General features: G+C 40.6%; 9 protein-coding genes. All 9 read right to left on the reverse strand.

Annotation, left to right across the window (positions count from 1 at the left end):
* Positions 1-1,351: PEP/pyruvate-binding domain-containing protein (locus E7276_RS14595; protein ID WP_294219179.1), on the reverse strand; the 1,351-nt coding region annotated here is incomplete at its 3' end.
* Positions 1,352-1,548: 197 nt separating this feature from the next.
* On the reverse strand, positions 1,549-2,889 hold the full coding sequence (gtfB, locus tag E7276_RS14600; RefSeq protein ID WP_294219181.1) for an accessory Sec system glycosylation chaperone GtfB: 1,341 nt from the start codon (positions 2,887-2,889) through the stop codon (positions 1,549-1,551).
* Positions 2,862-4,358 carry an accessory Sec system glycosyltransferase GtfA gene (gene gtfA / locus E7276_RS14605; protein ID WP_294219184.1) on the reverse strand — a complete coding sequence of 499 codons (1,497 nt, stop codon included), beginning with the start codon at positions 4,356-4,358 and terminating at the stop codon, positions 2,862-2,864. Before gtfA ends, gtfB begins: the two co-directional genes overlap by 28 nt.
* Before the next feature lie 17 nt (positions 4,359-4,375).
* Complete coding sequence (secA2, locus tag E7276_RS14610; protein ID WP_294219188.1) at positions 4,376-6,724, reverse strand: accessory Sec system translocase SecA2; 2,349 nt, start codon at positions 6,722-6,724, stop codon at positions 4,376-4,378.
* The gene (gene asp3, locus E7276_RS14615) at positions 6,721-7,152 is read right to left on the reverse strand and encodes an accessory Sec system protein Asp3 (RefSeq protein WP_294219191.1); all 432 of its coding nucleotides are present in this window, start codon (positions 7,150-7,152) and stop codon (positions 6,721-6,723) included. Before asp3 ends, secA2 begins: the two co-directional genes overlap by 4 nt.
* The gene (asp1, locus tag E7276_RS14620; protein WP_294219193.1) at positions 7,153-8,757 is read right to left on the reverse strand and encodes an accessory Sec system protein Asp1; all 1,605 of its coding nucleotides are present in this window, start codon (positions 8,755-8,757) and stop codon (positions 7,153-7,155) included.
* Positions 8,758-8,780: 23 nt separating this feature from the next.
* Positions 8,781-9,983: a preprotein translocase subunit SecY gene (locus E7276_RS14625; RefSeq protein ID WP_294219196.1), complete on the reverse strand. Its 1,203-nt coding sequence runs from the start codon at positions 9,981-9,983 to the stop codon at positions 8,781-8,783.
* Between the two features lie 410 nt (positions 9,984-10,393).
* Positions 10,394-11,755 (reverse strand): NADP-specific glutamate dehydrogenase, encoded by a 1,362-nt coding sequence (gdhA, locus tag E7276_RS14630; protein WP_294219198.1) that lies wholly within the window; start codon positions 11,753-11,755, stop codon positions 10,394-10,396.
* A 176-nt stretch (positions 11,756-11,931) separates the two neighbouring features.
* On the reverse strand, positions 11,932-13,278 hold a 1,347-nt coding region (locus tag E7276_RS14635), incomplete at its 5' end, for a thiamine pyrophosphate-dependent enzyme (protein WP_294219200.1).

The raw sequence follows: 13,278 nt of genomic DNA on the forward strand, positions 1-13,278 counted from the left end.
CTGTAAGGATACCCTGAGCAGCCTTCATACCTGTGATATCTTCTGGAGATGTCTCAAGACGTACAAGAACTACCTTTTCTCCTCTAGCAGCCCAAGCCTCTGCATCATCAGCTGTAAATACAACCTTACCACATGCAGCACCTGGAGATGCGCCAAGACCCTTTCCAAGAGGTGTTGCAGCCTTAAGAGCAGCAGCCTCAAACTGTGGGTGAAGAAGTGTATCAAGGTTACGTGGGTCGATCATTGCTACAGCCTCTTCTGGTGTCTTGTGTCCCTCATCAACAAGGTCACAAGCAATCTTAAGAGCAGCTGGAGCTGTTCTCTTACCGTTACGGCACTGGAGCATGTAAAGCTTCTTGTTCTCTACTGTGAACTCCATATCCTGCATATCATGGTAGTGATTCTCAAGAGTCTCACATACCTTGATGAACTCTGCGTATGCCTCTGGGAATTCCTTCTCCATCTGAGCGATTGGCATTGGTGTACGAACACCAGCAACTACGTCCTCGCCCTGTGCATTGATAAGGAACTCACCCATAAGCTTATTCTCGCCTGTAGCTGGGTCACGAGTAAATGCAACACCAGTACCAGACTCGTTATTTAAGTTACCGAATACCATAGGCATTACGTTAACTGCTGTACCCCATGAATAAGGGATATCGTTATCTCTTCTGTATACGTTTGCACGTGGGTTATCCCATGAACGGAATACTGCTTCGATAGCGAGCTTTAACTGCTCTACTGGATCTGAAGGGAAGTCTGTTCCGAGCTGGTTCTTGTACTCAGCCTTGAACTGCTCAGCAAGCTCCTTAAGGTCTGCTGCTGTAAGGTCTACGTCATACTTAACGCCCTTCTTTTCCTTCATCTCATCGATGAGCTGCTCGAAGTACTTCTTACCAACTTCCATAACAACGTCTGAGAACATCTGGATGAAACGTCTGTAAGAATCATATACGAAACGCTCGAAAGCTGGATCTGGGTTACCAGCGATCATAGCTGCTACTACTTCGTCATTAAGACCAAGGTTAAGGATTGTATCCATCATACCTGGCATAGATGCACGTGCACCTGAACGAACTGAAACAAGGAGTGGATTCTTGAGGTCGCCGAACTTCTTGCCGTTGATCTCTTCCATTTTCTTAACGCCCTCCATAGCCTGAGCCATGATTTCGTCGTTGATTTTTCTTCCATCCTCATAATATTGAGTACAAGCCTCTGTTGTAATTGTAAAACCCTGTGGCACTGGTAGACCGATACTTGTCATCTCTGCGAGGTTAGCACCTTTACCACCGAGGAGATTACGCATTGTCATGTCGCCTTCGCTAAACATATAAACCCATTTGTTAGCCATTTCATTATCCTCCTAAAAAAACATATCTTATTTCAGACCGTCTATTTTAAACGGGGTTAAGACGGTCCGTTAATATTTAAACATACTTTGTACCCCAATTCAAACAATTCGTGTTTGTAATTATTACAAAAAAACAACAGTAATTTTTGTGCACTATTTCACCAAAATTACTGTTGTTATCAAACAACTTATTTTATTTAAAAATTATAGTCTTCTATCTTTGCCGCCAAGCCGTAATTTCTCTGGCTTTTCACTGCTTCAGCCAATAAATCTTTGTTTTCTATCAGAGATTTGATCCGTTTTGCCATATGTTTATAATCACTTATCTGAAAACAATTCTCCTTGGCTATGTAATCATTAGAATGCTTTGTTTCCTTAAAGGCCAAAATCAACTGATTATGCAAAAATGCTTTTCTAGTAGCCTCCACTATTTCCCCTTCGTGATTTATGTCCAAATAGAAATCACACTGCATAAACAATCTATCTAGTGTGGACATTTTTACATTAGGATACATTATCGCATTTTCGAATCTCTCATGAGCTAAAAGCTTACCCGACATTTCTGTCAAAGCAGTTACATGGAATTTCACCATTGGCAACTCCTCTAACAGTTCCTTTAGCTTCTCCACGTTTTCTGTGTTGGTGCAAATCAACGCTTCTGGCTTGCCTGTGTTTTCCTTTGCAAATGTATATATGAATCCCAGTTGTGAAATCATAGACCTAGGTGCCCCTAGCTTTTTCAATCGTTCAAAGGAATGGGTATTTTGAACCACCACGCTCTGACATCTATTTGCAGCTCCATCAAATATCATTTTCATGTTGCCTGGGATCTCACCGTTAATGCTTTCCTGCCAGAAAAGCACATCCTGCTTCTGGCCAGATACTCGCTGCAAAGAATTGGATACAAAAAATGGTATAGAAAGAGAATTGAAGAAAATCCTATTCTCCTCCCAATTATTTTTTGCAATAAAAAAGCTAACAAACTCCGTACGATTTTTAAATATCAGAGTTTGCCCATCTAAGTTTAAAATAATATCAGAGGTAACGAAGTTCTCCATTAAAACCTCCCTACCCTCAGCATCAAAATATGTCTTATTTACCTTTTTAGACTTTTTGTTAAAGGTGGTCACGGCATACTTGTATCCGTATTTGTTGTAGTGCTCAGAGCAACGAACATTTCCCATTTCATCTAGCCAATCCACCACCTTCACCAGGCGCTTGTTTTTTGGCTCTGCATAGAAAATGCGTCCACGTTCCCTTGATTTGTCGTGAACACTGCCGCTGGTATTATTGCCGCTAATCTCCCAGTACTCAGGCACAGATATTTGATTAAAAAACAGTGGTTTACGACTCTTGTCAAATCCTTGAAGAAAATACTCGAATACATTTGTCACTTCATCTGGCAAAAATCCATCGTCGTTTATTACCAATGCTTCAAAATCCAAATTTGTATTTTTAAAGGACTCAACCAAATCCATGCTGCCACGGTTGTAGTAGTCTAAAAGAAGTATTATTTTTTGCTTACTAACAGCTTCCATTTTGCCTCCACTTCACTAGTCAAATAAGCCTTTGCTTTTTCGTAAGAATACTCTCTAAAGCTTTCCAAATCATCCTCTAGGAATAATTTCTTAATGGCATCTACCAGCTTTTTCTGCCTACGTCCTCGCTCCATCCCTATTGCATAAGGAATGCGATATCCATTTTTACCATTTGTAATAAACGTCTGGTTGCCGTATCTCACATCAAATCCAATTAAAGGCAAGCCTGAGCCCACTGCCTCCATTAGAGTCAGCCCAAAGCCTTCGCTAGTAGATGCTGAAATATATGCATCATACTTCGTATATACGTTAGTCAAATCATGCTGCCCCATCAAACGTATATAATCGCCTGCATCTAATCGCTTAATAAGCTTTGTCAAATCCTCTTGGGCTCCGCCCTTGCCATATATGTCCAAGCTAATGTCAGGAATCGTTTCGTGGGCTTCTGCCACTGCTGCAACTATCCAATCCACATGCTTTTCTGTGGCAAGTCGAGAGGCAGTGATAAAGGCATGCTTTTTTCTAGGCTCCTTTGGAACACTAAGCTCCTTCAAACTACCTACCGGAATAGTCACAACCTTTGGTTTAACATTCATATATTTTTCAAACTGTGACAATAAAAGCTTTCTTTGAGCCTCTGTGGCTGTAATGTAAAAGCTAACTCGCTTGTGCATAGAAAATGCGTATTCATAGTAATTGTTCCAAAGAATATTATCCTCGTCTGTAGCACCTTCACTGAAATGATCAGCATGAATTACAATGCCCACTTTTGCACTGCCTGCATTTTCCATGATAGCCTGTCCCTGACCCGTGGACCTATCAATAATCACAATATCATTCTTGGTCAATTGAAGCTTGGCAGTCATGTAGCCCACCAATTCTTCCTTAGAGCAAATCATTTTATCAGGGAATTTGTACATAACCACATCATCATCAATTATTTCCTCATAGGCAACAGAGCCATCCCTGTTAAAGAAACGTCTGTGATATAGATGTGCCTTGCCATCTAGTGGCGCATAGTATTCAGAGAAAACTCGACCACTGGTAAAATAATCTTTTCTTATCAAGCAGCCTTCGGAAACCATCTCCACTCTGTGAACCAGCTCATCATTTTCATTGTTAAAATAGATTCGATAAAAATCATTATCTGAGCCAAAAACTATTTTTCCAATTAAGCCATCTCTCTGATAATAAAAATTCTCCTTTTGAATGGTAGCCTTCAAATCATCTATAGTAAAAGTAACAGGCTCCGGCGTATAATCAGTAAAAAACGTATACAGCCAAATAATCTCATCATCCTTAAAGCCAATATTTCTTGTCATATCAGCCAGATTATCCCTAGGGAACATATCCGTAAATACGAATTTTGCAGGGACTCCAATATTTCTAAATATTTTTGCTCTGTAGCTTTGAGCATACTCCACTCCTGATGATGCCCATCCTATGCCCAAATTAAAGTTGTAAATCATTAATGTACGTTCCCTCCTTAAGGAAGAATAATATGTAATCTATTCATTTTGTCCAGGCTCACTTCGCTTAGACAAACATTGCGAATAATGTTTCGTTTGATTTGGCTTTCCATTTTTCTAAAGGACTCAAGTGCCTCGCCCTGATACTCAAACATAAGATTTCTCTGGGCAGAGCTACGTCCTGTAACAGCAGCCTGTAGCTGTTGCAAATAATCAACCTGCTCAATCCAAGCCTCGTCAATTGCCGACAGTGCAGATACCCTTACAAAATCATCCATAGCCTTCTTTGAACCAATGGCACTTAGTTTTTCATCTAGAGATTTCTCAACTCTAGCCATCACGTAGGCTGTCACACGACCTCTATTAGATAGATTCATAAATCCAGTTTCCTTTTCCATTCTGTAGGAAATATTATCTAAAAGGTATCTATTCAACTCGCTTTGAGTCAAATTCTTATTCTCTTTTAAAAACTCTGTGACGTTTTCCTTTGCAATCTCAAGGAGCTTGCTTTTTTCTACAGTACCACCATCAATCAAATTATTTCTGGTTTCGTACATAAGGGCTCTCTCCAATTGCAGAACCACATCATAATCCTTAGAAGTTTTGCGGTTGTTAACACCCATCTCCTCATTTATCTTTTGGGCACCATTAACAATCCTTTTTACACGCCTATCGCTTATACGTTTTTCGCCATCAATATATTTTTTAAGTTTTTCTGGGTCAGTTCCCTTTTCTACAATATCATCCTCTAAAGAAACAATAAATCTGCTATAGCCAGGGTCTCCCTGTCTGCCAGCACGACCTCGGGCCTGACGTTCATCACGAATATTTAGCATTCTGCCTACACCAATAATAGCTAGTCCTCCCAGCTCCTTTACGCCAGGTCCTAGCTTTATATCTGTACCGCGGCCCGCCATTGATGTAGCAACTGTCATTGCCCCAAGCTGGCCGGCTTCCTTGATAATGTCAGCCTCCCAGAATGCATTGTTGGCATTTAACACAGAATGAGGTATACCATGCTCTACCAGCAAATGGGAAATGATTTCTGTATCGGAAATCATAGTGGTAACAATAAGTACAGGCTGCCCTGTCTCATGTTTTTTCAGTGCTAGTCTGATAGCCGCCTCAAACTGCTTTTTAGAGTCGCTAAAATACCAATCAGGGCAATCCACGCGCATGATTGGATTATTAGTAGGTATGACAACTACCTTCTTGCCATAGACGTCATAAAGCTCATCCTTTGCATCATAAATAGTTCCGCTCATTCCCGCCATCTTTGGGAACATTGAGAAGAAATTCTGATAGGTTATGGATGCCATTGAACGGTTTTCCTGAGTAATTTCCAGACGCTCCTTACATTCGATAGCCTGGTGTTGTCCTCCTCTAAGCTTTACTCCTTTGAGAGTTCTACCTGAGCTGGCATCAATGAGGGCTACTTCACCAGATTCGGTAATCATGTATTCTATGCCCTTCTCGATAATTTTGTGGGCACGAAGGGCAAGTACCAAATGTCTATACACCTCAAAATACTTGGTGTCGAAAATATTATCTATTCCAAAATAACTTTCTGCATACTCCAAGCCCTTTTCAGTGAACCACACATTTTTCTCTTCTACCTCGTAGTCTTCACCCTCTCTAAGAGTTCGAACGAAGAAATCTGCAGTCTCGTAAAGATTAGACTGAACACGTGGCGCACCGGAAATAACAAGCGGCGTGCTGGCACTGTCCAAAAGCACAGAATCCGCCTCATCGATAATGATATAGTTAAAATCTCTAAGGAAACGTTCCTCAGCAGACTTTACCAAATTGTTAATCAAATAATCAAAGCCCAGTGCTGAGTGGGTCGTATATACGATATCGCTGAGATAAATATCCTTTTTCTCACTGTTTTCGAATTTTTCGGATTCATCTCTTTTTACACCAGCCGCAATGGAAAGACCCATAAATTTGTACGCTGGTCCCATTTCCTCTGTATCTCTAAGGGCCAAATACTCATTGTTAGTAACAAGTATTGCTCCTTTTCCCTGGATAGCATTGAGATACATAGGTAGTGTAGCTGTAAGAGTTTTCCCCTCGCCCGTGTTCATCTCCGCTAAATATCCACGATGCAAAGCAATTCCTGCAAGAATTTGCACATCAAATGGATACATATTAAGAACACGATAATCAGCCTCACACATTGCAGCGAAAGCCTCTGGCAAAATATCATCAAGAGTCTCTCCCTTTCTCAGACGCTGCCTAAACTCAGTAGTTTTGGCTTGTAATTCTGTATCTGACAAGCTGGCATAGGTGTCCTTATATGCCTTTACCTTTTTTAATTCCTTACACAGTTTTTTTACTGTTGATTTAGTCTTAGTAATTTTCATATCTCTTCGATTGTAACTGAGTGATAAGTAAACTCCTTCATTCCACCATTGATTAGCTGCATTTTGTAGCTGTAGGTTTTCAATGGACAGGAAAATTCTGATTCCTTATCTCTCAGCGTAAAATCCCCCGCTTCACGTTCATATCTATCCAAAAACACTAGGCGAATCAAGCAGCCTCTACCATCAGGAGTATCTATATTTACCTTTATCCTGTATTTACTCTCACCATCAATAATCGGCAAAGATGGTTCTATCCTCTGGGCCTGATAGTTGGTCAGTGAGTACCACTCCTTAATTACAGTTCCAGGTGGCATCAATTCATTTTTAAAATGAACGTTATTTTTTGCCAGATACTCTACCTCAGATCCGTAGAGATAAGTATCTGAGCTATATTCGTTCCAATAAATTGTCCAACTTGCTCTTTCCATTTAATTCTCCAGTGACGTCATTACGTTCTTCCATTTTTCTAATAGTTTTTTGGTAGTAAATTTCTGACCAATCTCGTAGGAGTGTACCTTGGCCTGATTCCAGTTTGACAAGGTGCCAAGGAAATAATCCAAAGCCGCTGGAATACGACCGAAATCCTTTATAACAAACCCATTACCGCCATTTAAAATATACTGGGTCTCGCGTCTAACCAACTGTGGAATAGCTGAACTGATGCAATTAATCTGTAAATACAAATCAGGATTGTGGCGCATATCTACCATAATTCGTTGCTCTCGAATACATTTACTAACAGACAGCTCATCCACACATTGATCCACAGTAAATTTAACTGTCTGCTGCTCATCAGCATCAACAAACTCATTTTCTGCTGTAGTATCTTCTGCCTCATCAGGAATTACCATTCCTCTGTCATAGCCAGCCTCTTCTACTATGTCCGCAATGTTATTTAACAATCTATCCGGCAAACCATAGGTAGCATTTCTTGTGAAAATATGGACTCTAGCATTCTCATTTGTGGTTACATATTTTGCCAGTTCAACCATCAACAATTTGAATCGAACCTCTGGTAAATTATCCACTGGAACTAGAATATTTTGAACTGTAAGCTGTTGACTAATACCAAAATCCATTCTGGAATCATAAGGTGAAATGTCTATGATTTTGTCTAACTCCACTTCCATATCACGCTTAAGATAACGAGATGTAGCTTCTGAATCAGTAATAATATATCCACTCTTTTTAACTAGCTCTCGTCCCTCCGGATGCTCTTTTATTCTATAGCGCTCCCCGTAGAACGACAGGATGCACTTCTTTTTTTCTATGTAGTCCTTCATTACCAGAGCATTCAGCTCATGCATGGCAATACAAAAAATATCATTGTCATCCGACTCCTCTAGGTGAGCCTCCATTACCTCTGCAATGACCTCTGAAATACTATCGTATTGAAGCTTTTTGAACTCTCTTCGAGACTTTTCATCTGCGTTCATGACAAAATAGGTATTACTGTTTGCATTGATCTCAACTCGGCCATTGCTGGCATATTCTCTAAACTTAGTAATACCATTTTCTTTTAAATAATCCGTATATACGATATTCCCATTTTCATAAACTTCAGTAGAAGAAACAAACCCTCTGTCATCATAAATGTTTTTTCTACTAACAACTCCCTGGGTATACATGCTGACTTCAATAGGGTTACCAGCCTCGCCAAAATTAATCTCAGCATATTTCTCATAGTGAAGATAAGCTACCACAACGAATGGTGTATATACGAACTCTATTTCATCTGGCCAGTTCAAATTGTGGAATGAGAACACCTCTGCTTTTTTTCTCTCCACCTCCTGTATGGAATCAAAGCACGACCAATAAGGAGCATGAAATACTCCCTGTCTATGCAAAAAATGTCTGAAATTAGGTGTGTGGCTTAAAAGCAAAATTTTAAAATCGCGCATACCGTTCCTGTAAAACATTTGCACCTGTTTTACTGTGTCATCAAACTCGGTATGCATTCGTCTCATGTGCCAACTCTGCTCAGACTCTCTCCATTTATTCTGTTGATACCATGCAGGAATAAAATAAAGCATGCACTTTCACCTCAGGAAAAATATTAAAGAAATGGAACGTAGGCGTCATATTCTTTCACCGCCTTTAGCTCTCGATACAAATTGCAATTAATGCTGGCTAGGGCAATCATAATTGATGGCAAACTGATAAGCGTAGGCTCAATCCACCCTCGCATACATAGCCCCAATGGAACCCCTAAAAATGTGCTCATGAAAAATGCTGAAAAAATTGCAATTATATGTAATCTGACACCAATAAACTTTCTAGTCTTTTTTCCTGCTCGCAATCCCGTAATACTATCTCCAGATTTCTGCAGAGATTCTGTAATGGACTTTGGACTAATAAAAATATAGGAAAAAATTATCGTAATTGCGTATAGAACGAATATGTAAACTCCTAACCCCAAAGGATGAGTCGTATCCATATTTTCATGCATCCAATGTATAGTTTCATTGTTTGGGAAAATCATAGCCAGAACTGAGACTGTATATACAGGCAGCATAAAAAATGCCGATGAAAACATAACCGGCATCATGCCAATAGGATTAAATTTAATGGGAATATAATTCTTATCTGAATAAATGTTGTGAATAGAAATTCTCTGCATAGGAATTCTGTATTCGCTATTCTCAAAAATAATAGTAAATATAAGAGCAATTACACTAATGCTTCCAACAATTTTAAGATCTCTAATTGGTGCATATCTGCAAGTATTAACAACACCATCAAGGATATTTACGTAAATAAGCATAGTCTGACCGCCTATACCGTATTTACCATTTCTAGTAGCAAGCCACAAAATCACAAAGGAGCCGGTAATCATTTGGATTGCAGAGATTGCCTTTGCGATAATTAATTGCATGCCCCCCTGATAAACATAAAATGTGGATTCAGTAGTAAGAACAGCCTGTACAATTGCCCATATAAACATCAAAATCAATGTGGCCCAAGTGACTTTCTTTGGTGATGTATGAGATTTGCTATCTGTATTTTTAAGTGCTACAGCAACCTGCACAAACAGCATCGAAAACATAAATGGAGAAATACCAAGCGCCAATATACTGGTCCTATATCTATCTCCACCAATTGTCTGCATAATCAAATCTTCTGACTGGCCGCGCAAAGCCTCGTAAGCTTCCAAATCCACCCCATACAAAGGTAACTCACGCCCAATTAGATAAGCTGTCATGATAATTACAGTGAATATTAATTTTTGAATTAAAGTCTTTGGAAAATATTTTTTCACAGCCCACTCCACGTGCAACATTTTCTCTCAGAAAATATTGAATCGAATATGATTCCTGTTTTTTCATATGAAAAACAATAATCTAAAAGATATGTATATTATATCAAATATGAAGAATAAAAAAATCCCCCGTAGCACATGCTGTTGCATGCTAAAAATGAAAACGTCCTCCGTAGCACATGCTGTTACATACTAAAAATGAAAACGTCCTCCGTAGCGCATGCTGTTACATACTAAGTAAAAGTAAAAAGTCCTCCGTAGCGCATGCTGTTACATACTAAGTAAAAGTAAAAAGTCCTCCGTAGGTATCAAGCTCTGAGTATTACTTTAGCGAGACGTGTTAGTCGAGCTAAGTAATATCTCAGGCTTGAGACCGTAACGGAGGACTCTCAACCTAAATTATATAATGATTAGTATGCAACACCCTGTGCAATCATAGCATCTGCAACCTTCTCGAAGCCTGCAATATTAGCACCTGCAACATAGTTGCCTTCCATACCATACTTCTTAGAAGCATCATCACATGCGTGGAAGATACCTTCCATGATGCCCTTAAGCTTAGAATCAACTTCTTCGAATGTCCAGTGAAGTCTCTCTGAGTTCTGTGACATTTCAAGAGCTGATGTAGCAACACCACCTGCATTTGCAGCCTTAGCTGGTCCAAAGAGAACGCCAGCATTCTGGAATGCAGCAACAGCCTCTGGAGTTGAAGGCATGTTAGCACCCTCAGATACAGCCATAACGCCGTTAGCGATAAGCATCTTAGCATCTTCTTCATTAAGCTCGTTCTGTGTAGCACATGGAAGAGCGATGTCTACCTTGTACTGCCATACACCGTGTTCACCATTCTTCTTCTCATGGTACTCAGCTGATGGACGAGCTGCAGCATACTCAGAAAGACGAGCTCTCTTAACTTCCTTTACTTCCTTAAGAAGATCAACATCGATTCCCTCTGGATCATAAATCCAACCTGTAGAATCAGAGCATGTAACTGGCTTAGCGCCAAGCTGATATGCCTTCTCAATAGCATAAATTGCAACGTTACCAGCACCTGAAACTGCTACTGTCTTGCCCTCGAATGATGTATTCTTTGCAGACTTAAGCATCTCTTGTGTGAAGTAGCATACACCATAACCTGTAGCCTGTGTACGAGCAAGTGATCCGCCGTATGAAAGTCCCTTTCCTGTAAGAACACCAGTGAACTCATTGCGAAGTCTCTTGTACTGTCCATACATGAAACCAATCTCACGAGCACCTACACCGATATCACCAGCTGGAACGTCTGTATCAGCACCGATGTGCTTTGCAAGCTCTGTCATGAAAGCCTGGCAGAATCTCATGATTTCCATATCTGACTTGCCCTTAGGATCAAAGTCAGAACCCCCCTTACCACCACCGATAGGAAGTGTTGTAAGGGAATTCTTGAAAATCTGCTCGAAGCCTAAGAACTTAATAACTGAAAGATTTACTGAAGGGTGAAGTCTAAGACCTCCCTTGTATGGTCCTATTGCAGAATTGAACTGAACTCTATATCCACGGTTAACCTGAACCTTACCCTGGTCGTCAACCCATGATACTCTAAACATGATAGTACGCTCTGGCTCAACAATACGCTCAATAATGCCAAGCTCCTCAAGCTTAGGATTAGCAGCAACAACTGGCTCTAATGATTCAAGAACCTCTCTAACTGCCTGTAAGAATTCCTTCTGCTCTGCGTTTCTTGACTCAAGTCCATCATAGACATGCTGTAAATAACTACTTTTAAAATTCATTTGTTTTATTCTCCTTTCAGTAAAACCGTTCAGTTATCGCGGACATTTGTCTTTCTCGCGCAACCTAGTGAAGATTTTACATCATTTAACACTTTAGTGCAATACAGTAAAAACACTTTTTTCAAAAAAACATCCTAGCAGCTCGAAAGCCACTAGGATGTTATTAAACACGCATTTTATGAATATAAATCTACGAGCTTCTTAAGGTGAGCGTAACGCTCCTTAGCTGTCTCCTCGTTAAGAGCGAAGAGTCTCTCAGCACGCTCTGGGAATGCCTTTGTAAGACGAGCATAACGTGTCTCGTTCTTGAGGAAGTCCTGATACTTGCTGTAGTCACCTTCCTTAGAAGTAAGAGTGAATGGATTCTTTCCTTCCTTCTTAAGGTCTGGGTTGAATGAGAAGAGGTTCCAGTAACCAGCTTCAACAGCCTTCTTCATCTCATCCTGGCAGTGGTTCATACCACCCTTAACACCGTGAAGCTCACATGGAGCGTATCCGATGATAAGTGAAGGTCCGTTGTAAGCCTCAGCCTCAGCGAGAACCTTAACAGCCTGTGCCATGTTAGCACCAAGTGCGATCTGAGCTACATATACGTAACCGTATGACATAGCGATCTCAGAAAGAGACTTCTTAGACATCTCCTTACCTGATGCAGCGAACTGGCAAACTTCACCGATGTTAGAAGCCTTAGATGCCTGTCCACCTGTGTTAGAGTACATCTCTGTATCGAATACCATAACGTTAACGTTCTCACCAGAAGCAAGTACGTGATCAAGACCGCCGAATCCGATATCGTATGCCCAACCGTCACCACCGAAGATCCATACAGACTTCTTAGCGAGGTAATCCTTGAGCTCAAGTGCCTTCTTAGCATCCTCAGAACCAGCCTTTTCAAGCTCAGCTACGAGAACGTCTGTAGCAGCACCGTTAGATCTTGTATCGTTCATTGTCTCTTCGAACTTAGCGAATGCAGCCTTAAGAGCATCTGAACCTGCCTCTGCAGCCTTCTTAGCTGACTCGATAGCACGCTCACGTAAGTACTTCTGACCTACTTCCATACCCATACCATGCTGAGCATTGTCCTCGAAGAGTGAGTTACACCAAGCTGGACCCTTCTTAGAATCCTTGTTAACTGTGAATGGTGATGTAGCTGCAGGACCACCCCAAATTGAAGAACATCCTGTAGCGTTTGAAATATACATATGCTCACCAAAGAGCTGTGTAATAAGTCTTGCGTATGAAGTCTCAGCACAACCTGCACATGATCCTGAGAACTCAAGGAGTGGCTGATTGAACTGTGAGCCCTTAACTGTAAGGTCAGAACCTGCTGCTTCCTTACGTCCAACATTAGCTACTAAGTAGTTGAATACTGGCTGCTCGTCTGCTTCTTCTGCCTGTGGAACCATTGTGATAGCACCAACTGGACATACAGTTGTACACTCACCACATCCCATACAGTCAAGTGGAGATACAGACATTGTGTACTTGTACTCAGAAGCCTTTGGCTTTGTATCAGCAAGCTT

The organism is Pseudobutyrivibrio sp. (assembly GCF_015057185.1).
Taxonomy (GTDB): domain Bacteria; phylum Bacillota; class Clostridia; order Lachnospirales; family Lachnospiraceae; genus Pseudobutyrivibrio.

What these genes read in the sequence shown, in the direction of transcription:
- asp1 (WP_294219193.1), bottom strand. Translation starts at nt 8,757, where the DNA reads ATGCTTTATTTTATTCCTGCATGGTATCAACAGAATAAATGGAGAGAG.
- gdhA (WP_294219198.1), bottom strand. Translation starts at nt 11,755, where the DNA reads ATGAATTTTAAAAGTAGTTATTTACAGCATGTCTATGATGGACTTGAG.
- secA2 (WP_294219188.1), bottom strand. Translation starts at nt 6,724, where the DNA reads ATGAAAATTACTAAGACTAAATCAACAGTAAAAAAACTGTGTAAGGAA.
- gtfA (WP_294219184.1), bottom strand. Translation starts at nt 4,358, where the DNA reads ATGATTTACAACTTTAATTTGGGCATAGGATGGGCATCATCAGGAGTG.
- asp3 (WP_294219191.1), bottom strand. Translation starts at nt 7,152, where the DNA reads ATGGAAAGAGCAAGTTGGACAATTTATTGGAACGAATATAGCTCAGAT.
- gtfB (WP_294219181.1), bottom strand. Translation starts at nt 2,889, where the DNA reads ATGGAAGCTGTTAGTAAGCAAAAAATAATACTTCTTTTAGACTACTAC.